12 protein-coding genes are annotated in these 23,542 nt (G+C 72.6%); 10 read left to right on the top strand and 2 right to left on the bottom strand.

Translation table 11 applies throughout. The features are described 5' to 3' along the window. Window positions 1–261 precede the first annotated feature (261 nt). The 5 genes from glgX to ACFW3D_RS10745 all read left to right on the top strand — a co-directional run bounded on the left by glgX (window position 262) and on the right by ACFW3D_RS10745 (window position 10,428). Window positions 262–2,544 carry a glycogen debranching protein GlgX gene (gene glgX / locus ACFW3D_RS10765; RefSeq protein WP_500503630.1) on the top strand — a complete coding sequence of 761 codons (2,283 nt, stop codon included), beginning with the start codon at window positions 262–264 and terminating at the stop codon, window positions 2,542–2,544. A gap of 135 nt (window positions 2,545–2,679) precedes the next feature. After that, window positions 2,680–3,879, top strand: coding sequence for an MFS transporter (locus ACFW3D_RS10760; RefSeq protein WP_500503761.1), 1,200 nt, complete (start codon window positions 2,680–2,682; stop codon window positions 3,877–3,879). A gap of 34 nt (window positions 3,880–3,913) precedes the next feature. Then, a complete protein-coding gene (locus tag ACFW3D_RS10755) occupies window positions 3,914–5,758 on the top strand; it encodes an ABC transporter ATP-binding protein (RefSeq protein WP_500503628.1) in 1,845 nt (614 codons plus the stop codon). Beyond that, the gene (locus ACFW3D_RS10750) at window positions 5,755–7,641 is read left to right on the top strand and encodes an ABC transporter ATP-binding protein (protein WP_500503626.1); all 1,887 of its coding nucleotides are present in this window, start codon (window positions 5,755–5,757) and stop codon (window positions 7,639–7,641) included. Before ACFW3D_RS10755 ends, ACFW3D_RS10750 begins: the two co-directional genes overlap by 4 nt. 411 nt (window positions 7,642–8,052) lie before the next feature. After that, entirely contained in the window at window positions 8,053–10,428 is a 2,376-nt protein-coding gene (locus tag ACFW3D_RS10745; RefSeq protein ID WP_500503623.1) for a M4 family metallopeptidase, read from the top strand. 87 nt (window positions 10,429–10,515) lie between these two features. On the opposite strand, the gene glgP is transcribed toward ACFW3D_RS10745, so the two are convergent. Continuing rightward, on the bottom strand, window positions 10,516–13,152 hold the full coding sequence (glgP, locus tag ACFW3D_RS10740; protein ID WP_500503621.1) for an alpha-glucan family phosphorylase: 2,637 nt from the start codon (window positions 13,150–13,152) through the stop codon (window positions 10,516–10,518). A gap of 567 nt (window positions 13,153–13,719) precedes the next feature. Between glgP and ACFW3D_RS10735 the strand changes: the two genes are divergently transcribed. The 4 genes from ACFW3D_RS10735 to glgB all read left to right on the top strand — a co-directional run bounded on the left by ACFW3D_RS10735 (window position 13,720) and on the right by glgB (window position 21,790). Beyond that, a complete protein-coding gene (locus ACFW3D_RS10735) occupies window positions 13,720–15,717 on the top strand; it encodes an alpha-1,4-glucan--maltose-1-phosphate maltosyltransferase (protein WP_500503619.1) in 1,998 nt (665 codons plus the stop codon). Further along, complete coding sequence (gene treS, locus ACFW3D_RS10730; protein ID WP_500503617.1) at window positions 15,714–17,414, top strand: maltose alpha-D-glucosyltransferase; 1,701 nt, start codon at window positions 15,714–15,716, stop codon at window positions 17,412–17,414. The genes ACFW3D_RS10735 and treS overlap by 4 nt, the downstream gene beginning before the upstream one ends. Before the next feature lie 253 nt (window positions 17,415–17,667). After that, entirely contained in the window at window positions 17,668–19,125 is a 1,458-nt protein-coding gene (locus tag ACFW3D_RS10725) for a maltokinase N-terminal cap-like domain-containing protein (protein ID WP_500503615.1), read from the top strand. Window positions 19,126–19,162: 37 nt separating this feature from the next. Further along, a complete protein-coding gene (glgB, locus tag ACFW3D_RS10720) occupies window positions 19,163–21,790 on the top strand; it encodes a 1,4-alpha-glucan branching enzyme (protein ID WP_500503613.1) in 2,628 nt (875 codons plus the stop codon). A 7-nt stretch (window positions 21,791–21,797) separates the two neighbouring features. Here glgB and ACFW3D_RS10715 read toward each other — a convergent pair whose 3' ends face one another. Continuing rightward, window positions 21,798–22,994 carry a hypothetical protein gene (locus tag ACFW3D_RS10715; RefSeq protein ID WP_500503611.1) on the bottom strand — a complete coding sequence of 399 codons (1,197 nt, stop codon included), beginning with the start codon at window positions 22,992–22,994 and terminating at the stop codon, window positions 21,798–21,800. A gap of 44 nt (window positions 22,995–23,038) precedes the next feature. Here ACFW3D_RS10715 and ACFW3D_RS10710 point away from each other — a divergent pair, with 44 nt between their 5' ends. Then, window positions 23,039–23,527 (top strand): DUF1877 family protein, encoded by a 489-nt coding sequence (locus ACFW3D_RS10710; RefSeq protein WP_500503609.1) that lies wholly within the window; start codon window positions 23,039–23,041, stop codon window positions 23,525–23,527. Window positions 23,528–23,542 lie beyond the last annotated feature (15 nt).

Raw genomic sequence — 23,542 nt, 5'->3', positions numbered from 1 at the left:
CCCGCCAGCCACATGGCGGTGGCAAGCCCCGCCCCCGCGCGCAGAGCGCGCCGCACCGCAGTCGTCACGTTCGGTCAACGACCGGACGGCCCCGGGGAAACGTCTGCGACGCGTCCGATCGATCACGCGTGTGACGCCGCAGGGTGAACGGGAAGGTAAAGCGGGAGGGCGCGACGCGCGCGCGGAGGGACACCGCGCCGCGCACGGGCACGGCCGGCGCCGGCCGGGTCCGGCGTCCCCCGAGCCGCAGGAGGCGAGCACGTGTCGGAGACGCGCGAGGACGAATCGGTCGACCGGGCCGGAAAGCGGCGCCCGAACGGCCACCGGACCGCCCCCGTGGCCGTGCCGCTGCCGCGCCCGGAGACCGCGCCGGCCGTGCCGGGGCCCGCGGGGGCCGGGGACGCCGTGGTGTGGCCGGGCAGCCCGCAGCCGCTGGGGGCGCGCTTCCACACCGGACCCGACGGACGCCCGGGCACGAACTTCGCCCTGTGGGCGGGCGGCGCCGAGTCGGTGGAGCTGTGCCTGTTCGACGACGAGGGGACCGAGACCCGGGTCCCGCTGACCGAACTGACCCATGAGATCTGGCACGGCTTCGTGCCCGGGGTGCTGCCCGGCCACCGCTACGGCTACCGGGTCGGCGGCCGCTGGGACCCGTGGACCGGTGCCCGCTGGAATCCGGCCAAGCTGCTGCTGGACCCGTACGCGCGGGCGGTCGACGGCGACTTCACGCTGCCGCCCGAGGTGTACGCCCACGTCCGCGACTGGCCGGAGCAGGCGGTCGCCGACACCGTCCGGGACAACCGCGACTCGGCCCCGTACGTGCCCAAGGGCGTCGTGGTGGACGACGACGACCCCTGGACGGACGACCGCCGTCCCAAGACGCCCTGGGCCGACTCCGTCATCTACGAGCTGCACGTCCGCGGCTTCACCATGCGCCACCCCGGCATCCCGCCCGAACTGCGCGGCACCTACGCCGGGCTGGCCCACCCGGCGGCCGTCGAGTACCTCACCGGCCTCGGTGTGACGGCCGTCGAACTGCTGCCGGTGCACCAGTTCGCCCACGAGGACCATCTGCTCCGCCGGGGCCTGCGCAACTACTGGGGCTACAACTCGATCGGCTACTTCGCCCCGCACGCCGGCTACGCCGCGACCGGCACCCGCGGTCAGCAGGTGGGCGAGTTCAAGCGGATGGTGCGCGCCCTGCACGACGCGGGTCTGGAGGTGATACTCGACGTCGTCTACAACCACACCGCCGAGGGCAGCGAGTTCGGGCCCACCCTCTCCCTGCGCGGCATCGACAACCGCGGCTACTACCGGCTGGCGGGCGACGCGCGCCGGTACGCCGACTACACCGGCTGCGGCAACACCCTCCACGTCGTCCAGCCCCAGGTCCTGCGGCTGATCACCGACTCCCTGCGCTACTGGGTGACCGAGATGGGCGTCGACGGCTTCCGCTTCGACCTCGCCGCGGCGCTCGCCCGGTCGATGCACGACGTCGACATGCTCTCCCCCTTCCTCGCCGTCATCGCCCAGGACCCGGTGCTGCGCCGGGTCAAGCTCATCGCCGAACCCTGGGACGTGGGCTCCGGCGGCTACCAGGTCGGCGCCTTCCCGCCGCTGTGGACGGAGTGGAACGACCGCTACCGCGACACCGTCCGGGACTTCTGGCGCGGCACCCGGCAGGACGTGCGCGACCTGGGGTACCGGCTGTCCGGCTCCAGCGACCTCTACGCGTGGGGCGGGCGCCGTCCGTACGCCTCGGTCAACTTCATCACCGCGCACGACGGCTTCACCCTGCGCGACCTGGTGAGCTACGAGCGCAAGCACAACGAGGCCAACGGCGAGGACAACCGCGACGGCACCGACGACAACCGGGCCTGGAACTGCGGCCACGAGGGCGAGACCGACGACCCGGCCGTGGGCGGGCTGCGCCGCCGCCAGCTGCGCAACATGCTCTCGACGCTGCTGCTGTCGACCGGCGTGCCGATGCTGGTGGCCGGCGACGAGGCGGGCCGCACCCAGGGCGGCAACAACAACGCGTACTGCCAGGACAACGAGATCAGCTGGCTGGACTGGTCGCTGCCGGAGGAGCCGGCCTGGGCCTCGCTGCGCGAGCTGACCGCCCGGCTGATCGCGCTGCGCCGGGCCCACCCCGTACTGCGCCGGCGGGCCTTCTTCTCCGGCCGACCGCAGTCCGCCGAGGGACTGCGGGACCTGGCCTGGTTCACCGCGCAGGGCCGGGAGATGACCGACGCCGACTGGCACGGCCCCACGTCCACGCTCGGGATGTACCTGTCGGGCGCCGACATCCCGCACCGCGACGCCCGCGGCCGCCCGGTGGCCGACGACAGCTTCCTGGCGGTCTTCCACGCCTCGCACCGCCCGGTCCGCTTCACCCTGCCGGGCGGGCCGTGGGCCCGGGAGTACGAGCTGCTGCTCGACACCTCGCGCGAGGACCAGGCGGAACCGCCGGGCAGCCGCCACCCCGGCGGGCGGGCACTGACCGTGCCGGGGAGGACGGTGCTGCTGCTGCGCGCCGTCTGAGGGGCGAGACGCGGCGGCAAAGGTGTGGACTCGGCCAATTGGTCCAGTCCACACTGGTCGGCCGTGACCTCCGCACCCCCGCCCTCGCCGCCGTGCGCCTCCGCCCTCGACACACCGGGCGTCCCCCGGGACCGCCTGTGGTCACGGGGGTTCAGCCTGTACTTCACCGCCCGCAGCGTCGCCATGCTCGGCGACTCGATGCTGCCCGTCGCACTGTCGGCGGGACTGCTCCAGCACGGCTACGGCGCCGGGGACATCGGCTACGCCATGGCCTCCTTCACCGCCTGCTTCGCCGGGCTGGTCGTCCTCGGCGGGGTGTTCGCCGACCGGTTCAGCGCCCGCGGCCTGATGATCGGCGCGGACCTGGCGCGGGTCGGCACGCAGTCGCTGGCCGCCTGGCTCTTCTTCTCGGGGCACGTCGTGCTCTGGCAGATCTGCCTGATCGGCGCGGTCAACGGCGTGGCGGGCGCCATGTTCCAGCCCGGGGTGGCGAGCACGGTGCCCCTGGTGGCCCGGGACGTCCAGGAGGCGAACGGGGTGGTGCGCACCGCCGAGTCGCTGATGGCGCTGGCCGGACCGGCACTCGCCGGGGTACTCGTGGCCTTCACCTCCGCGGGCGGGGTGTTCGCCGCGCACGCCGGCACGTACGCGGTGAGCGCCGTCTGCCTGCTGCTGCTCCGGCTGCCGGGGCGCACCGCCCGGGGGCCGCGGGACGCCGCGCCGCGCAGCAGTTTCCGGGCCGACCTGGTCGAGGGGTGGCGGGAGTTCCGGGCCCGCACCTGGATGTGGTCGGTGATCGTCATCTGGATGGGCTTCATGATCCTCGTCATGGGCCCGGTGACCCCGCTGGCGGCCGGCGAGATCCTGCCCGCGCACGGCCCGAAGGCGTACGGCCTGGTCTCCTCCGCGCTGGGGGCGGGCACCGCGCTCGGCGGGCTGCTGGCGATACGGCTGCGGCCGGCCCGGCCTCTGCGGGGCGGGGCCGTGGCGCTGTTCGGGTTCGCGCTCTACCCGGCGGCGGTCGGCGCCGGGCTGCCGGTGCCGGCGGTCGCAGGGGCGGTGCTGGTGGCCGGGACGGCCTGGGCGTTCTGGAGTGTGATGTGGGCCACCAGCGTCCAGACCCAGGTGCCCGGTGAGATCCTCAACCGGATCCACGCGTACGAGGTCGCCGGCTCGGTCGCCATGCTGCCCGTCGGCCAGGCCCTCGCGGGGCCGGCGGCGGGCTTCTTCGGGGCGCGCCCGGTGCTGCTCGCCGGGGGCGCGGTGACCCTGCTGGTGTGCGTGGCGCTGCTGGCGGTGCCCGCCGTGCGCGACCTCGGCCGAAAATCCGGATGAGCGTTGTCGGTGGTCGCACGTAGTCTCTGAAACGATGCCTGAGTCGACCAACCAACCCGAGCCCGAACGTTCCCGATCCGCGGTGCGCTCGCTGCGGCGCCTGTGGCCGTACGTGAAGCCGATCAGCCACCGGCTGTTCGGTTCCGCGGGCGTGGCCGTGGTCGCGTCCTGCCTCGCGCTGCTGATCCCCCTGGTCCTGAAGTGGATCGTGGACGGCCCGGTCGCCCACCACGATCCGTCCGGGGTGTGGCTCGGCGGCGGGCTGGTGCTGCTGCTCGGCCTCCTGGAGGCCGGGCTCTTCGGCGTACGGCGCTGGCTGGTGGCGCGCCCCATGGCCGCGCTCGAGGCCACGATCCGGGCGGACCTCTACCGGCGGCTGCAGCGCCTGCCGGTGTCCTTCCACGACCGCTGGGGATCGGGGCAGCTGCTCTCCCGGGCCACCAACGACCTGCAGATCCTGCGGATGTTCCTGACCTTCCCGATGGTCTTCCTCGCGGTCAACACCGCCACCATCCTGGCGGGCTTCGGCATCCTGTTCGTGCAGCGCTGGTCACTGGGGCTGATCCTGCTGGGGCCGGTCGTGCCGCTGGTGATCCTCTGCTCGTACTTCGAGTCGCGCTACCAGCTCGCCTCCCGGACCGCGCAGGACCAGGTCGGCGACCTGACCACGCTGGTCGAGGAGTCGGTGCTCGGCATCCGCATCATCAAGGCCTTCGGCCGCCACCGCAGCCAGGCCGAGGCCTTCCGCCGGCAGTCGCGCGAACTGCGCGGCACAGAGCTCCGCAAGGCCCGGCTGCTGGCCGACCTGTGGATGGTCATCGTCGGCCTGCCTGACGTCGCCCTCGGCGCGGCGCTGGTCCTGGGCGTGGTGCAGGTCGCCGACGGCGACCTGTCGGCGGGCACGCTGGTCGCCTTCCTCTCCACGGCGCTCGCGCTGCGCTGGCCGGTGGAGTCGCTGGGCTGGCTGCTGTCCTTCAGCAACGAGGCGGCCACCGCCGCCGACCGCGTCTTCGAGGTCCTGGACACCGAGGTCCCGCCGGAGACGGGGACGGGCACGGGTGCCGGTGCGGCCCCCGGTGAGGAGGGGCGGCCCGCCGACGGCATCCGGTTCAGCGCCGTCCGCTTCCGCTACCCCGACGCCCCCGAGGGCACCCCCGACCTGCTCACCGGGATCGACCTGCACATCCGCAGCGGCGAGACCGTGGCGCTGGTCGGCGCGACGGGCAGCGGCAAGACGAGCCTGACCTCGCTCATCCCGCGGCTGTACGAGCCGACCGGCGGCCGTATCACGCTGGACGGCACCGACGCCGCGCTGCTCACCCGGTCCACGCTGCGCTCCCTGGTCGCGACGGCCTTCGAGGAACCGACCCTGTTCTCCGCCAGCGTGCGGGAGAACGTGCTGATGGGCGCGCCCGACGCCGATGAGACGGATCTGCTGCGGGCGCTGGAGATCGCCCAGTGCGACTTCGTCCACAAGCTGCCGCAGGGTGTGGACACCCAGGTCGGCGAGCAGGGCCTGAGCCTGTCCGGTGGTCAGCGGCAGCGGCTCGCGCTGGCCCGTGCGGTCGTCGGCCGCCCCCGCTTCCTGGTGCTGGACGACCCCCTGTCCGCCCTCGACGTGCACACCGAGGCCCTCGTCGAGGCGGCCCTGCGCCAGGTGCTGGCCACCACGACGGCGCTGGTGGTGGCGCACCGCCCCTCCACGGTGATGCTCGCCGACCGGGTGGCGCTGCTGTCCGAGGGCCGGGTCACCGCGGTCGGCACCCACCAGGAGCTGCTGTCCTCCTCCGCGGCCTACCGCCGCCTGATGTCCGGCCAGGACGCGAGCACGACCGCCGCGCCGGACCACGCGCAATTCGAAGGGAGCAGCACCCGATGACCTCCGTCACGGAGTCGCAGCCCGCCGAACAGTCGGCCGACGAGGAACCGGCGGGGCACCGGGACACCGGGGAGGCACGCACGGGCCGGGAGGACGACCCCCTCGACCTGGACCGGCTCCCGGCGCCCGAGGGGGCGTCACGCGCCCTGCTGCGGGAACTCGTCGGGCCGCACCGGCGGCGGGTGTGGCTGGCCGCCGTGCTCCTGCTGGTGCAGCAGGCGGCCGTGCAGGCGGGCCCGCTGATCGTGGCGTTGGCGATCGACCGGGCCATCCCGGCGCTGCGCCGCGACGACCACGGTCCGCTGATCGCGGTGGCGGTCGGCTACATCGGCTGCGCCGTCGCCGGCGCTCTGCTGCAGCGTTCGTTCATCCGGCAGGCAGGCCGGGTCTGCCAGGACGTCCTGGTCGAGCTACGCGGCCGGATCTTCCGGCACGCCCAGGCGCTCGGCCTGGACTTCCACGAGCGGTACACCTCGGGCCGGATCATCGCCCGCGCCACCTCCGACGTGGAGTCGATCCGGGAGCTGCTGACCGAGGGCCTCCAGGAGCTGCTCAACGTCGGGCTGTCGGTGCTCTACATCTCGGCGGTGCTGCTGTGGCTGGACTGGGGGCTCGGCCTGTTCGCGCTCGCCACCGCGGTGCCGCTGGTGGTGACCGTGCGGATCTTCCGGCGCCGCTCGGCCAAGGTCTACACGCGCCGCTCCGCGGCGATCGCGTCCGTGATCGTGCGCTTCACCGAGACGATGAACGGCATCCGGCCCGTGCAGGCCTTCCGCCGCGAGAAGGCGAACGACGAGGCGTTCGACGAGCTCAACGCCGCCCACCGGCAGGCCAACGGCGACGCGATCCTGGAGATGGGCCGCTTCACCGTCGGTTCCTGGATGATCGCCAACACCTCGGTGGCGCTGGTGGTGCTGTGGGGCGCGTACCGCGTGGCCTCCGGCTCGCTGGCGCTGGGCGTGCTCGCCGCCTTCGTGCTCTACCTGCGGCGGCTGTACGCGCCGATCGACCCGCTCGGCATGTTCCTCAACTCCTACCAGTCGGCGGCCGCCTCACTGGAGAAGATCGCCGGGCTGCTGGCGCAGCGGCCCTCGGTGCCCGAGCCGGAGACGCCGCGGGCGCTGCCGGCCACGCAGGCGGACATCCCCGGCCGTGAGGTCGTCTTCGAGCAGGTCCGCTTCGCGTACCGGACGGGCGGCGAGGTGCTGCCCCGCTTCGACCTGAGGCTGCCTGCCGGGCAGACGGTCGCGGTGGTCGGCGCCACCGGTGCGGGCAAGTCGACGCTGGCCAAGCTGCTGGCCCGGTTCTACGACCCGACCGACGGCCGGGTCACCCTGGACGGGGTGGACCTGCGCGACCTGGCCCTGCCGGAACTGCGCCGCGGGGTGGTCATGGTGACCCAGGAGGCGTTCCTCTTCTCCGGCACCGTCGCCGAGAACATCTCCATCGGCCGTCCGGAGGCCACCCGCGAGGAGATCGAGGCCGCCGCCCGGGCGATCGGCGCCCATGACTTCATCGCGGCGCTGCCCGAGGGCTACGACACCGACGTCCGCAAGCGCGGCGGCCGCATCTCCGCGGGCCAGCGCCAGTTGGTGGCCTTCGCCCGCGCCCTGCTGGCCGATCCGGCGGTGCTCATCCTGGACGAGGCGACCTCCTCGCTGGACGTGCCGGGCGAGCGCGCGGTGCAGCAGGCGATGCGCGAGGTGCTGCGCGGCCGCACGGCCGTGATCATCGCGCACCGGCTGTCGACGGTGGAGATCGCGGACCGGGTGCTGGTGATGGACCGGGGCCGCGTCGTGGAGGACGGCACCCCGGCCGAACTCGTCTCCGGCGCGGGCCGCTTCGCCGATCTGCACCAGGCCTGGCGCGACAGCCTGGTCTAGGGTCACGGCCGGCGCGCGTGGCGCGTTGGTGTCGGCGGGGCTCACCGGTCGGCCCTCGGAGCCCCCTTGGCCTGGTGGCGGGGGTGAGTGGTTGGGTCGGCTGTCTCGCCGGCCCCACCCCCCACCCCGCCGGAACCAACCGTTCGCCCCGCACTGTCCGGAATGCGAACTCCGCGTCCCCCTCAGAGGACGAATTCGGCCAACTTCTCGTCACGTACATGACACCAAGCCATCAACAGTGGCACTCTTCCCCCGGTCGGCCGTCAGTACGCCCACACCGCACCGCTTCGTGCTGACGCACCGTCCGAACTCCGCACGTCCCACCCGCACGGCTAGTTCCGCCCGGGCAGCACACCCCGTCTGCCCGGCTGTCCCCGGCCGCCAACCGCGGCCGACGCAGTAGGAGTCCGAGTGAGACGATCCCCCCGCAAGGCAGTCGCGGCCGCCAGTGTGGTCGCCACCGCCGCGTTCATCGCCGTCGGCATACCGGCCACGTCCGCGACGGCGAACGCCGCCCCCCACACGAGCCAGCTCCGCGCCGGAGCCCTCGAGGCGAAGCTCACCCCCACCCAGCGCACCGCACTGATCAGGAGCGCGAGCGACCGCACGGCCGTCACGGCCCGGTCGCTGGGTCTGGGCAGCAAGGAGAAGCTGGTCGTCAAGGACGTCGTCAAGGACGCCGACGGCACGCTGCACACCCGCTACGAGCGCACCTACGCCGGGCTCCCCGTGCTCGGCGGCGACCTCGTGGTGCACACGCCCGCCAAGGGCACCGGCACGGTCGGCACGACGTTCAACACCGACCAGCGGATCACGGTCGCCTCGACGACGCCGAAGGTCGCCGAGTCCGCCGCGACCACCGCCGCGCTGAAGACCGCCAAGACGCTCAAGGCCGAGGCGCCCGCCGCCGACAACGCCCGCAAGGTGATCTGGGCCGGCCAGGGCACGCCGAAGCTCGCCTGGGAGACCGTGGTGAGCGGCCTGCAGGACGATGGCACGCCGAGCCGGCTGCACGTCGTCACCGACGCCGTGACCGGCAAGGAGCTCCACCGGTACCAGGACGTCAAGACCGGCACCGGCAACACCCAGTACAGCGGCCAGGTGACGCTGTCCACGACGCTGTCCGGCTCGACGTACCAGCTGAACGACACGACCCGCGGCGGCCACAAGACGTACAACCTCAACCGCGGCACCTCCGGCACCGGGACCCTGTTCACCGACGCCGACGACGTCTGGGGCGACGGCACCGGCTCCAACACCCAGACCGCGGGCGCCGACGCCGCCTACGGCGCCCAGACGACCTGGGACTTCTACAAGACCACCTTCGGCCGCAGCGGCATCCGCAACGACGGTGTCGCCGCGTACTCGCGGGTCCACTACAGCAGCGGTTACGTCAACGCCTTCTGGGACGACAGCTGCTTCTGCATGACCTACGGCGACGGCTCGGGCAACACCCACGCGCTGACCTCGCTGGACGTCGCGGGCCACGAGATGAGCCACGGCGTCACCTCCGCCACGGCGAACCTCACCTACTCCGGGGAGTCCGGCGGCCTGAACGAGGCGACCTCCGACATCTTCGGCACCGGCGTCGAGTTCTACGCGAACAACAGCAACGACATCGGTGACTACCTCATCGGTGAAGAGATCAACATCAACGGCAACGGCACCCCGCTGCGCTACCAGGACAAGCCGTCCCGCGACGGCACCTCGCCCGACAACTGGTACTCCGGCATCGGCAACGTGGACGTCCACTACTCCTCGGGCCCGGCGAACCACATGTTCTACCTGCTCTCCGAGGGCAGCGGCGCCAAGGTGATCAACGGGGTCAGCTACAACAGCCCGACCGCCGACGGCATCGCCGTCGCCGGCATCGGCCGCGCCGCCGCGCTGCAGATCTGGTACAAGGCGCTGACCACGTACATGACCAGCAGCACCAACTACGCGGGCGCACGCACCGCCTCGCTGAACGCCGCCCAGGCCCTCTACGGCGCGGGCTCCGCCCAGTACGCGGGCGTGCAGAACGCCTTCGCGGGCATCGGCGTCGGCAGCCACGCGCCCGTCTCGGGCGTCACGGTCACCAACCCCGGCAACCAGGGCAGCACCGTCGGCACCGCCGTCAGCCTGCAGATCCAGGCCAGCAGCACCAACAGCGGCGCGCTGAGCTACGCGGCGAGCGGCCTGCCCTCCGGTCTGTCGATCAACGCCTCCACGGGCCTGGTCTCCGGCACCCCGACCGCCGCGGGCACGTACAACACCACGGTCACGGTCACCGACTCCGCCGCCAAGACCGGCACCGCCTCGTTCACCTGGACCGTCACCACCCCCGGCAGCTGCGCCTCCGCCCAGCTGCTCGGCAACCCCGGCTTCGAGTCCGGCAGCGCCTCCTGGACGGCGACCAGCGGTGTGATCACCAACGACAGCGGCCAGGCCGCCCACGGCGGTTCGTACAAGGCGTGGCTGGACGGCTACGGCTCCACCCACACCGACACGCTCACCCAGTCGGTGACCATCCCGGCCGGCTGCAAGGCGACCTTCACCTTCTGGCTGCACATCGACTCCGCCGAGACGACCACCAGCACCCAGTACGACAAGCTGACGGTCACGGCCGGCTCGACCACCCTGGCCACCTACTCCAACCTCAACAAGGCCACGGGCTACACCCAGAAGTCCTTCAGCCTGAACTCCTTCGCCGGCTCCACTGTCACCCTGAAGTTCACCGGCACCGAGGACTCCTCGCTGCAGACGAGCTTCGTGGTCGACGACACCGCGGTGAACACCAGCAGCTGATCCCCGTCGGCTGACCGCACACGCCGGGCCCCGGCCGTGTTCACCTAGGGCCGGGGCCCGGTCCCGTTCCCGGGGAGGACGTCCGGCTCAGCGCAGCACGCCGGCCGTCATCCCCGTCGCCTCGGGCGGCACGGCGATCAGTCCCAGCTCGGCGACCGAGGCGAGCAGCCGGTGCATCGGCAGGACGCGGACGGTGTAGCCGAAGGGGCCGGTCCGGTCGAGGGAGAGCGGGCCCTCGTAGAGCCAGCGGCCCTCCAGGTCCGGCCGGCCGCCCGGCTTGAGGGAGACCACCGTCGGGTCGGCGATCCGGTCGGAGTCGTCGACGCGCCCGGACACCACCTGGACGTCCACGTCCCCGGGTTCCAGGCCGCCGAGGGCCACCTGGACCCGCAGGGTGAGCGTGCTCCCGAGTTCCGGGGAGCCGCCGACCGAGGCACCGGTCTCCACGTGGTCGACGCCGACCATGGGCCACTGCTCGCGCACCCGCCGCTTCCACGCGGCGAGTTCGACGGACTCCCCGCCGCCCGCGAGGCGGTGGGCGCGCGCGGCGGGCGCGTACAGCCGGGTCACGTACTCGCGGACCATGCGCCCGGCGAGCACCTTCGGCCCCAGGGTGCTCAGGGTGTGCCGGACCATCTCGATCCAGCGGACCGGCAGTCCGTGCGCGCCGCGGTCGTAGAACCGGGGCGCGACCTGGTTCTCGACCAGGTCGTAGAGGGCGGCCGCCTCGATGTCGTCGCGGCGGTCCGGGTCGCCGGCCGCGCCGAAGCCGTCGGCGGTAGGGATCGCCCACCCGTTGTTGCCGTCGAACCACTCGTCCCACCAGCCGTCCAGGACGGACAGGTTGAGGCAGCCGTTCAGCGCGGCCTTCATGCCCGAGGTGCCGCAGGCCTCCAGCGGCCGCAGCGGGTTGTTCAGCCAGACGTCGCACCCGGGGTAGAGGTGCTGGGCCATGGCCATGTCGTAGTCCGGCAGGAAGACGATGCGGTGCCGCACCCGGGGGTCGTCGGCGAACCGCACCAGCTCCTGCACCAGCCGCTTGCCGCTGTCGTCTGCCGGGTGCGCCTTGCCCGCGACGACGATCTGGATGGGCCGGGACGGGTGCAGCAGCAGTTCCATCAGCCGGTCCTGGTCGCGCAGCATCAGGGTGAGCCGCTTGTACGACGGGACCCGGCGAGCGAAACCGATGGTCAGCACGTCCGGGTCGAGGACGTCATCGACCCAGCCCAGCTCGGCCGAACCGGCGCCGCGCTGCCGCCAGGAGGCGCGCACCCGGCGGCGCACCTCCCGCACCAGCTGTTCGCGCAGCTCCCGGCGGAGCTCCCAGATCGCCGCGTCGGGGATGCGGAAGACGCTCTCCCAGGTGTCGGCGAGCCCGGTGGTCATCGCGTCCTCGGCGTTCTGGACGCCGGCCTGCCGGGCACCGAGCCGGAACACCTCGGGCGCCACCCAGGTGGGGGCGTGCACGCCGTTGGTGATGGAGGTGATCGGCACCTCCTCCGGATCGAAGCCCGGCCACAGCCCGGCGAACATCTCCCGGCTGACGCCGCCGTGCAGGGTGGACACGCCGTTGGCGCGCTGCGCGAGCCGCAGCCCCATCACGGCCATGTTGAAGACGTTGGGGTCGCCGCCGGGGTAGGTCTCCATCCCCAGCTCCAGCACCCGCTGGACGTCGACGCCGCGCAGCTCGCCGTCGTCGCCGAGGTGCCGGGCGACCAGCTCGCGGTCGAAGCGGTCGATGCCGGCCGGCACGGGCGTGTGGGTGGTGAAGACGGTGCCCGCCCGCACGGCCTCCAGGGCGGAGTCGAAATCCAGCCCTTCTCCGTCGGCCGCGAGCTCGCGGATGCGCTCCAGCCCCAGGAAGCCCGCGTGGCCCTCGTTGGTGTGGAAGACCTCGGGTTCCGGGTGCCCGGTCAGCGCGCAGTAGGTGCGCACGGCACGGACGCCGCCGATGCCGAGCAGCATCTCCTGGAGCAGCCGGTGCTCGCTGCCGCCCCCGTAGAGGCGGTCGGTGACGTCCCGTTCGTTGGGGTGGTTCTCCTCGACGTCGGAGTCAAGCAGCAGCAGCGGGACCCGGCCCACCCCGGCCCGCCACACGTGGGCGCACAGGCTGCGCCCGCCGGGGAGGTCCAGCGCGATCAGGACGGGGCCGCCGTCCTCGTCCCGCAGCAGCGACAGCGGGAGCTCGTTCGGGTCGAGCACCGGGTAGTGCTCCTGCTGCCAGCCGTCCCGGGACAGGGACTGGCGGAAGTAGCCGTGCCGGTAGAGCAGGCCCACCCCGATCAGCGGCACGCCCAGGTCGCTGGCGGCCTTGAGGTGGTCGCCGGCCAGGATGCCGAGACCTCCGGAGTACTGCGGCAGCGCGGCGGTGATACCGAACTCGGGTGAGAAGTAGGCGATGGCGGAGGGGAGTTCCCCGGCCTCGGCGGCGCCCTGGTACCAGCGCGGGTTGCCGAGGTAGTCGTGGAGGTCCTCGACGGCGGTGCCGAGCCGGCGGAGGAACCTGCGGTCCTTGGCGAGGGCGTTCAGCCGGTCCTTGGAGACGGCGCCGAGCAGCCGCACCGGGTCGCCGGCCGCCGCCCTCCAGCCCTCGGGGTCGACGGACTGGAACAGCTCGCGGGTCTCGTTGTGCCAGGACCAGCGCAGATTCTGCGCGAGCTCCCCCAGGGGACGTAGTGGTTCGGGCAGGACGGTTCGCACGGTGAATCGACGAATAGCCTTCACAACTCCGACGGTAGCGGCATCTTTCGGTGCGGTGGTGACAACCGGGTACCCAACATCCCGAAGCGGGGCGGCGCCGCGCGGCACCCGTGCCCTGGCGTACCGGGACGTCCCGGCCGTCCCGGTGCCCCCGCGCGCCGCCCGGCGGACGCCTCGTCAGCGTGTCGGGCGGCGGCTACGACTGTCGCGGCAGGGCCGTCGGCCGGGACGCACCGCGACGGCTACGACGGGCGGCCAGGACGGTGTCACCGGTGGTGGCCCGGTGGCCCGGCGGCCCCGCGCGCCGGCCCGCCGGACGGTGGCCGGTTGTCTTCGTCCGGGCGCCGCCGGGACCGCCCGGCGCGCAACTTACGCGCCAGTACCCCTTCCCGGGGAGTATTCGACCGGCATCCAATGGGCAGGCTCACCCTTGCGCGACGCGGCGCCGAACCCTCCCACACCACAACTCGTATCCGCCCACCCGAGTGAACGCGGACAGGAGCGGTCATGCCCACAGGCAGGCATCCGAAGGAGCAGATAAAAAGAGCGGAAGGTACCCGTCCGGCCACCCGCACAAACTGGTGAGGCGCAATGATCGGTCGTATCCCCGTCCTGGACGTCCGCCCGCTGGTCGACTGCGGCCGCCGCCCCGCCAAGGCCGTGGTCGGCGAGACCTTCCAGGTCACCGCGACGGTGTTCCGTGAGGGGCATGACGCGGTGGCGGCGAACGTGGTCCTGCGCAACCCCGCCGGACGTTCCGGGCCACGGATCCCCATGCGCGAACTCGCCCCCGGCACCGACCGGTGGGGCGCCGAGGTGACGCCCACCGCAGAGGGCCGCTGGACGTACACGGTGGAGGCCTGGAGCGATCCGGTGGCCACCTGGCGGCACCACGCGGGCATCAAGATCCCCGCCGGCATCGACACCGAACTGGTCCTCGCCGAGGGGGCCGAACTGCACGAGCGCGCGGCGGCGGGGGTACCGAAGAAGGACGGCCGGGCCACGGTGCTGGCCCTGGCCGACGCCCTGCGCGACACCTCGCGCACCCCCGCCGAGCGGCACGCCGCCGCCCTCGCGCCCGAGGTGGCGGACGTGCTCGGCCGGCACCCGCTGCGCGACCTGGTGAGCGCCTCCCGTCCGGCGGCCCTCCAGGTGGAGCGGCAGCGGGCGCTGTTCGGGTCCTGGTACGAGATGTTCCCCCGGTCCGAGGGCGCCGTGGTGGACCCCACGGGCCGGCGGCCACCGAGGTCCGGCACCTTCCGCACGGCCGCCGAGCGGCTGTCGGCGATCGCCGCGATGGGCTTCGACGTGGTCTACCTGCCCCCCGTCCACCCGATCGGCGCAGCGTTCCGCAAGGGACCGGACAACACGCTAGACGCCGGCCCGCACGACGTCGGCTCGCCCTGGGCGATCGGCTCCGCCGAGGGCGGCCACGACGCCGTCCACCCCGACCTCGGGACGATCGAGGACTTCGACTTCTTCGTGGAGCGGGCGCGCGAGCTGCGGCTGGAGATCGCCCTGGACTTCGCGCTGCAGTGCTCGCCGGACCACCCGTGGGTCGGCAAGCACCCCGAGTGGTTCACCACCCGGGCGGACGGCACGATCGCCTACGCCGAGAACCCGCCGAAGAAGTACCAGGACATCTACCCGATCGCCTTCGACGCCGACTTGGGCGGCATCGTGCAGGAGACCGAGCGGGTGCTGCGGCACTGGATGGACCACGGGGTGCGGATCTTCCGGGTCGACAACCCGCACACCAAGCCGGTGGTCTTCTGGGAGAGGGTCATCGCCGACATCAACCGCACCGACCCCGACGTCATCTTCCTGGCGGAGGCGTTCACCCGTCCGGCCATGATGCACACCCTGGCCCAGATCGGCTTCCAGCAGTCGTACACGTACTTCACCTGGCGCAACGGCAAGCAGGAGCTGACGGAGTACCTGACGGAGCTGTCCGGTGAGGCCGCGAGCTACATGCGGCCCAACTTCTTCGTCAACACCCCGGACATCCTCCACGCCTACCTGCAGCACGGCGGCCGCCCGGCGTTCGAGGCGCGTGCGGTCCTGGCGGCGACCCTTTCCCCCACATGGGGGGTGTACGCCGGATATGAGCTCTGTGAGAACGCGCCGGTGCGCGAGGGAAGCGAAGAGTACCTACACTCGGAGAAGTACGAGCTCAAGCCCCGCGACTGGGCGGCAGCCGAGGCCGACGGCCGTTCGCTGGCTCCGCTGCTCACGACGCTGAACCGGCTGCGACGCCGCCACCCCGCGCTCCAGCAGCTACGCGACCTGCGCTTCCACCCCGTGAACAACGACGCGGTGCTGGCGTACTCCAAGCGCTCGGGCGACGGCAGCGACGTCGTACTGGTGGTCGTCAACCTGGACCCGCACCACACCCAGGAGGCGACCGTCTCGTTGAACATGCCGGAACTCGGCCTCGCATGGCACGAGTCCACCCCGGTGCGCGACGAGCTCACCGGCGAGACCTACCACTGGGGCAGGGACAACTATGTGCGCCTCGAGCCGGGCCGCGCGCCCGCGCACATCCTCACCCTGCGACCTACTCCATCGACAGGAGGGTCACCCACTTGATCGTCAACGAACCCGTACCTGACACGTTCGAAGACACCCCGGCCAAAGACCGGGACCCCGACTGGTTCAAGCGGGCCGTCTTCTACGAAGTGCTCGTACGGTCCTTCCAGGACAGCAACGGCGACGGCATCGGCGACCTCAAAGGGCTCACTGCCAAACTGGACTACCTGCAGTGGCTCGGCATCGACTGCCTGTGGCTGCCGCCGTTCTTCGCCTCGCCGCTGCGAGACGGGGGCTACGACGTCGCCGACTACACGGCCGTACTGCCGGAGTTCGGCGACCTGGCCGACTTCGTGGAATTCGTGGACGCCTCCCATCAACGCGGGATGCGGGTGATCATCGACTTCGTCGTCAACCACACCAGCGACCAGCACGAGTGGTTCCAGCAGTCCCGCACGGACCCGGACGGCCCCTACGGCGACTACTACGTCTGGGCCGACGACGACAAGCAGTACCAGGACGCCCGCATCATCTTCGTCGACACCGAGAGCTCCAACTGGACCTTCGACCCGGTGCGCAAGCAGTACTACTGGCACCGCTTCTTCTCGCACCAGCCGGACCTCAACTACGAGAACCCCAAGGTCCAGGAGGAGATCCTGGCCGCCCTGCGGTTCTGGCTGGACCTCGGCATCGACGGCTTCCGGCTGGACGCGGTGCCGTACCTGTACCAGGAGGAGGGCACCAACTGCGAGAACCTGCCGCGCACCCATGACTTCCTGAAGATGGTCCGCGAGGAGATCGACGCCCACTACCCCGACACGGTGCTGCTCGCCGAGGCCAACCAGTGGCCCGAGGACGTGGTCGACTACTTCGGCGACTACGCCAAGGGGGGCGACGAGTGCCACATGGCCTTCCACTTCCCGGTGATGCCGCGCATCTTCATGGCGGTACGCCGGGAGTCCCGCTACCCGGTCTCGGAGATCCTGGCCAAGACCCCGGCCATCCCCAGCAACTGCCAGTGGGGCATCTTCCTGCGCAACCACGACGAGCTGACGCTCGAGATGGTGACGGACGAAGAGCGCGACTACATGTACGCCGAGTACGCCAAGGACCCGCGCATGCGGGCCAACATCGGCATCCGGCGCCGGCTCTCCCCGCTGCTGGACAACGACCGCAACCAGATCGAGCTCTTCACCGCCCTGCTGCTCTCCCTGCCGGGGTCGCCGATCCTCTACTACGGCGACGAGATCGGCATGGGCGACAACATCTGGCTCGGTGACCGCGACGCGGTGCGCACCCCCATGCAGTGGACCCCGGACCGCAACGCGGGCTTCTCCTCCTGCGACCCGGGCCGGCTCTACCTGCCGACCATCATGGACCCGGTCTACGGCTACCAAGTCACCAACGTCGAGGCACAGATGAGCTCACCGAGCTCGCTGCTGCACTGGACCCGTCGGATGGTCGAGATCCGCAAGCAGAACCCGGCCTTCGGCCTGGGCTCGTACACCGAGCTGCCCTCCACCAACCCGGCCGTGCTGGCCTTCCTGCGCGAGTACAAGGACGACCTCGTCCTGTGCGTGAACAACTTCTCGCGCTTCGCCCAGCCCACCGAGCTCGACCTGCGGTCCTTCACCGGACGGCATCCCGTCGAGCTGATCGGCGGGGTGCGCTTCCCGGCCATCGGCGAATGGCCGTACCTGCTCACCCTCGCCGGTCACGGCTTCTACTGGTTCCGGCTGCGCCGCGACGCGGTGTAGGCGGGCCCGCCGGGTGACGGCGACCCGGCGGCCCGGCACGGTTTCGTGCCGGGCCGCCGGGGCAGGCTCCCCCTGCCGGATCCAGCGTCATATCGGATGCTGTACGGGCCCTTGTCCCTCGTACGCCAAGTACGCCAATTGCTCCACCGGCTCGGATGATATTCGTCCGACACGTCCCACTCGTCGGACCATCGCCGCAGCACGCCCCTTCACTTAGGGAACCAGCAGGCCCGGCACCCGAGGAAAGGACGTCATGTCGGACACCTCGTGGCTTCGCACCTCCGCAGTCCGGTCGGGGACCACCGTGCCCCCGGCGCCCGGGCTGCTCCCCGCGCTCGTCCCGATGCTGCGGGAATGGCTGCCCCGGCAGCGGTGGTTCGCCGGGAAGGGGCGGCCGATCGGCGGCTTCGGGCTGGTCTCGGCCACCGAGTTGCTGCCCGCCGACGGCCGGCTGGGCACCCCGGGACTGCTCCATCTGCTGCTCGACGTCCACCACGACGTGCAGGAGCGGCTGCCGGGCGCCGGGCACGGGAAGCCGGCCGACACCTACCAGTTGCTGCTCGGCACCCGGGCGCTGCTGCCGCCCGCGCTCGCGCCCGCCCTCGTCGGGCACGCCGTCGGCGGGCCCCTGGACGGGCTGACCATCTACGAGGCGCTGCACGACCCCCGTCTGACGTCCCTGCTGCTGGAACGGCTGCGCGCCCCCGGCCGCACCGGGCACCTGCGCTTCGGCTCCGAGCCGGCCGCGGCGATCCCGGCGGGGCTGGCGCCGCGACTGGTCACCGCGGAGCAGTCCAACAGCTCCGTCATCTACGGCGACACCTTCATCCTCAAGCTGTTCCGGCGGGTCGCCCCGGGCCCCAACCCCGACTTGGAGCTCTCCCTCGCCCTGGCGCGGGCCGGCTCGCGGCGCGTCCCGGCGCCCGCCGCCTGGTTCGAGGCGCTCGGCCTGTACGACGAGCCCGCCACACTCGGCGTGCTGCAGCGCTTCCTGCCCGGTTCCGCCGGTGCGTGGGAACTCGCCCTGCAGGCCGTGGAGGACGGCACGGACTTCTCCGGCGAGGCGCGCGCGCTGGGGCGCGCCACCGCCGAGGTCCACCTGGCGCTGGCGCGCGCCCTGCCGACGACCACCCTGCGCCGTCCCCAGATCGAACTGCTCGCCGCCGCGATGGCCGGGCGGCTGGACGCCGCCGCGACGGCCGTGCCCGCGCTGCGGCCGTACCGCACGGCGCTGCGGACCGCCTTCGACGACCTCGCCTCGCTCGGCGGGCGCGGCACGACCCTGGCCGCGCAGCGCGTCCACGGCGATCTCCACCTCGGCCAGGCCCTGCGCACGGGCCCCGGCGGGTGGGTGCTGATCGACTTCGAGGGCGAGCCGGCCCGGCCGCTGGCCGAACGCCGCCGTCCCGCGCCGCCGGTGCAGGACGTCGCCGGGATGCTGCGCTCCTTCGACTACGCCGCCCGGCACCACGACCCGTCCGCCCCCGGGGCGCCCGAATGGGCTAAGACGCAGCGCGCCGCCTTCTGCGCGGGCTACGCGGAGGCCGCCGGGACCGATCCGCGGGACGAGCCCGTCGTCATAAGGGCCTTCGAGACCGACAAGGCCGTCTACGAGGTGCTCTACGAGGCCAGGCACCGGCCCGCCTGGCTCCCCATCCCCATGGCCGCGGTGCGCCGCCTCGCGCAGCCGCCGCACGGCCGCACCCCCTGACCGGGCACCCCCACGCCCATCCGAGGAGGACCTGATCGTGACCGATCGCCAGCCGTTCCCCGACGCCACACCCGGCACCCCCGGCCCGGGCGGGAACGGGGGGGCCCGCGCCGCACGTCCCGCTCGCGGCACCGGGTCCGAGGGCTCGGCTCCCCCGCCGCCCCCCGCAGCCCCGCCGACCCCACCGGCCTCGGCCGGCCGGCCGCAGAAGGCCGCCGCGGCGAAGCCCGCACGCGGGGGGAAGGCCGCCGGCGCGAAATCCGCGGCCAAGAGCGCCCGCCCGGCCGCGGCGGACCGTCCCCGAACGGACACGTCCGGCTCCTCCGAGTCCGTCGCGCGGGGCTACGACCCCGCCGGGTCCGAGCGGCCGCCCGCCTCGGGCACCGCCCCGCGCACCACGCCCCACGCGGCCGTCGGCCACCAGGCGCCGCCGCCGGCACCCGAGGTCGCGGCGGCCGCGGGCCCGGTGCCCGGCGACGTGCCGCCGGCCCCGCAACTCGACCCCGGCGAGCGCCGGCGGCTGCTGGACGGTGCCCACCACGACCCGCACGGACTGCTCGGCGTCCACCGGGTGGCGGACGGCCTGGCCTTCCGGGCGCTGCGGCCGTACGCGCGCAGCGTGGCCGTCCTGACCGGCGGGACGCGGACGGTGCTGAACCACGAGGGCGAGGGGCTGTTCAGCGGTGTGCTGCCGCTGAGCGAGGTCCCCGAGTACCGGCTGGCCGTCGCCTACGACGGCGACGAGCACGAGGTGCACGACCCGTACCGCTTCCTCCCCGCGCTCGGCGAGTTCGACCTGCACCTCGTCAACGAGGGACGGCACGAGCAGTTGTGGCGGGCGCTGGGTGCCGAGCCGATGACGCACGAGGGTGTCACCGGCACCCGGTTCACCGTGTGGGCGCCCAACGCGCGCGGAGTGCGGGTGGTCGGCGACTTCACCTACTGGGACGGCACCGCCTTCCCGATGCGCTCGCTGGGCTCGTCCGGCGTGTGGGAGCTGTTCCTGCCCGAGGTCGGCGAGGGGCAGCGGTACAAGTTCGAGGTCTGCGGTGCGGACGGCGGACGGCGGCTCAAGGCCGATCCGATGGCCCGCCGCACCGAGGAACCGCCCGCCACCGCGTCCGTCGTCACCGCCTCCCGCCACGAGTGGCAGGACGCCGACTGGATGGCCTCGCGCGGCCGGCTGCCGGTGCACGAGGCCCCCTTCTCGGTGTACGAGGTGCACCTCGCCTCCTGGCGGCCGGGGCTCTCCTACCGCGAACTGGCCGAGCAGCTCCCGGCGTACGTGCGGGACCTGGGCTTCACGCACGTGGAGCTGATGCCGGTCGCCGAGCACCCCTTCGGCGGCTCGTGGGGCTACCAGGTCACCTCGTACTACGCGCCGACCGCCCGGATGGGCACCCCGGACGACTTCCGGTACCTGGTGGACGCGCTCCACCGGGCCGGCATCGGCGTCATCATGGACTGGGTTCCGGCCCACTTCCCCAAGGACGACTGGGCGCTGGCGGACTTCGACGGCACCAACCTCTACGAGCACCCCTGGCGCGGGGACCATCCCGACTGGGGGACGCTGGAGTTCGACTTCGGGCGCACGGAGGTCCGCAACTTCCTGGTGGCCAACGCGGTCTACTGGTGCGAGGAGTTCCACATCGACGGGCTGCGGGTGGACGCGGTCGCCTCGATGCTCTACCTGGACTACTCGCGCGAGGACGGCGAGTGGGCGCCGAACGCCTACGGGGGCCGTGAGGACCTGGACGCCGTCGCCTTCCTCCAGGAGATGAACGCGACCGTCTACCGGCGCTGCCCCGGTGTCGTCACGATCGCGGAGGAGTCCACCGCCTGGGACGGTGTCACCCGGCCCACCCACCACGTCGGCCCGGCCGGCTTCGGCGGGCTCGGCTTCGGCCTGAAGTGGAACATGGGCTGGATGCACGACTCGCTGGAGTACATCAAGCACGAGCCGGTGCACCGCAAGTACCACCACAACGAGATGACCTTCTCGATGGTGTACGCCTACAGCGAGAACTACGTCCTGCCGATCTCGCACGACGAGGTCGTCCACGGCAAGGGCGCGCTGGTGGCCAAGATGCCCGGCGACTGGTGGCAGCAGCGCGCCGGCCACCGCGCGTACCTCGGCTTCATGTGGGCCCACCCGGGCAAGCAACTGCTGTTCATGGGACAGGAGTTCGCCCAGGGCGCCGAATGGTCCCACGACCACGGACCGGACTGGTGGCTGCTCGACGAGACCTACTCCGCGGCGGGCGACCACCGCGGCGTCCGGGACCTCGTGCGGGACCTGAACACCCTGTACCGGGCCACGCCGGCGCTGTGGCAGCGCGACACCACCCCGGACGGCTTCGCCTGGCTCGACGGCGGCGCCGCCGAGGACAACGTCTTCTCCTTCGTGCGTCTGGACGCCGACGGGAACCCGCTGGTCGCGGTCAGCAACTTCTCGCCGGTCGTCCGGCACGGCTACCGGATCGGCGTGCCGGACGGGGTGGAGGCGCTGCGGGAGGTGCTCAACACCGACGCGGCGGCGTACGGCGGGAGCGACGTCACCAACGCCGAGCCGCTGAAGTCCGAGCCGGTCGCCTGGAACGGGCGGCGCCAGAGCGTGCAGCTCACGCTGCCGCCGCTGGCCACGGTCTGGCTGCGGCCCGCCTGACCGGACGTCACGGGATGCCGAGTGCGGCCCGCCTGCGCCACGCCAGGTGCAGGCAGGCCCGCCCGGCGGAGTGGGTGCGCGGGTGCCGGGCGTAGCCGAGGACGTTCTCCTCGGTGAAGGGCAGTCCCTGGTGGCCGTGGCCGACCACGATGACGCCCTCCTCGTTGCGCTCGGCCATCCCGCCGAAGACGGTGTCGAAGGTGGCCGCCTCCCAGACGCAGACGGTGAGCAGCTCCGGCTTCCAGTTCAGCGGGTCGAGCCCGAGCCCCAGGAAGCTGAAGCGGGCGCGGCCCTCGCGGGCGGCGCGGTTCATGCTCGCGTACGGCTCGTCGGTGTCGTAGTCGAGGGTCGCCCCGCCGACGCCGCCGGCGTCCGGCGCGCCAAGAAACTCCTCCGCGTACTCGCGCATCGTGTTGTGCCACAGGTCAAGGTCGGAGTGCCACACCGGCAGCACGTCGACGTGCGGCTGGAACTCCCCGGCGGGGACGACGTGGGTGGTGTTCATGGCGGTGGCCACGCCCTGGGCATCGCGCCGGTGCAGGAAGAAGTACGCCCGGTCGCCGTCGACCCTGACCGTGAGGGTGCTGACGCCGGACTGGGCGCAGCGGCGGCCCAGGTCGAAGGGGTCCCGCAGCCAGCGGCGGTAGCGGCCGGTCATCGGGTCGTCGCCGTCGCGGTGGCGCAGTGCTGCCTCGTAGGCGAGCGGCTCGGCGGTGTCGTAGGAGTCGAAGTAGCCGGCCAGCGCGAACTCCAGGGCCAGCGTCCCTTGCTCGGGCGTCACCCCGGTCAACCGGTAGCCGGGCCCGTTGAACCACATCGCGGGCCGGTCGTACTCGCCCACGGCCGAGGCGAACCCGTCCCCGCGCGGCCAGTAGCCGCGCAGCCTGCGCCGCGCGACCTCGAACTCGCCCTTTCCCGGCTCCGGTTCGGGCCGCAGACCGAGGCGTACCCGGGCGGCGGGCAGCGGCTCGGCGGGGATCCATCCCGGCGCCGTGAGCAGCGTCAGGTCGCGGTCCCGCGTGGGATGCGCGGCCAGTCCCGCCTCCGCCAGCTCCGCCCGGTGCTCCTTGAGGTGCCGGCGCACCTCGACGAAGCGATCGGCCGCACGCTGCCGGCGCACGGTGCGCTGCGGCTCCCACGCCAGATACGCCGCCAGGGCCGCCAGCGGCAGGCCGGCCACCGCGGTGAGCGTCCCCACATCCATGCGGCGTTCCTACCAGCGGCGCAGCAACGGGACAATACGGTCCCATGGCAGTGACACAGCAACTCGCACGGGTGACAGAGGAGTTCCTGGACCTTTGCCGTAAGGCGGCCCGGGAGAGCCCGGACGGCGACCCGAACTGGGACCCACCACGCGCGGACGTCCTCGACCTCGACTGGGCACCGGCACCACTGCGGACGGTGTGCCGGGCCGCGGGCGTGGCGGCACCGGCCCTGGCCGCGCTGGAACGCGCGCTGGACGGCGACCCTGAGGCCGACGTCGCCTTCCTCGACCACCCGGAGGCGGTCGGCGTGTTCGGGCCGCCTCCCGGTGCGGTCGCCCCGGCGGGTGTGACGCAGGTCGCGGAGGGTCTGGCGGCGATCGACTGGGCCGCGGTGCGGGCGCACGGGGCGGATCACGGGATGCCGGGCGTCCGTGACCCCTGGGGATACCTGACGGGCCACTTCTCCATGCTGCGGGCCTTCTACGAAGAGGCCTCGCGGCGCGGGCTGTACGTCGTCGTGTGGTGGGACTGAGCATCCCTCACCGCG

Origin of the sequence: Streptomyces sp. NPDC058864 (genome assembly GCF_042742985.1) — a bacterium.
Classification (GTDB): domain Bacteria; phylum Actinomycetota; class Actinomycetes; order Streptomycetales; family Streptomycetaceae; genus Actinacidiphila.
This window is presented reverse-complemented; position numbering and strand designations above follow the sequence as displayed.